This window comes from Streptomyces sp. A18, from assembly GCF_059026065.1.
Genome location: NZ_JBWLKL010000145.1, coordinates 1 through 635, shown reverse-complemented (window position 1 = coordinate 635; position 635 = coordinate 1). Strand labels below are relative to the sequence as shown.

Sequence of the window (635 nt, the reverse complement as noted above, 5' to 3'; positions counted from 1 at the left end):
GGGCGCAGCAAGAACATGTTCGCCCTTGGTCTGTTGTCGTGGATGTATCACCGGCCGACGGAGGGCACGGAGAAGTTTCTGCGGACGAAGTTCGCCAAGAAGCCGGACATCGCCGAGGCCAACATCGCCGCCTTCCACGCCGGTTGGAACTTCGGCGAGACGACCGAGGACTTCGCGGTCTCCTACGAGGTCGCGCCCGCCACCCAGGCCTTCCCGACCGGCACCTACCGCAACATCTCGGGGAACCTGGCGCTGTCCTATGGGTTGATCGCGGCGGCCCGGCAGGCGGATCTGCCGTTGTATCTGGGTTCGTATCCGATCACTCCGGCCTCTGACATCCTGCATGAGCTGTCGAAGCACAAGAATTTCGGTGTGCGGACGTTCCAGGCGGAGGATGAGATCGCGGGGATCGGTGCGGCGCTGGGGGCGGCGTTCGGTGGCTCGCTGGCGGTGACGACGACCTCGGGGCCGGGTGTGGCGCTGAAGTCGGAGACGATCGGGCTCGCGGTGTCGCTGGAGTTGCCGTTGCTGGTGGTGGACATTCAGCGTGGTGGTCCGTCGACGGGGTTGCCGACCAAGACCGAGCAGGCCGATCTGCTGCAGGCGATGTTCGGGCGTAATGGTGAGGCGCCGGT

General features: G+C 65.5%; 1 pseudogene. It reads left to right on the top strand.

The features are described from left to right. Positions 1-635: pseudogene (locus tag AC5P1C_RS43900) on the top strand (2-oxoacid:acceptor oxidoreductase subunit alpha); the annotation flags it as partial.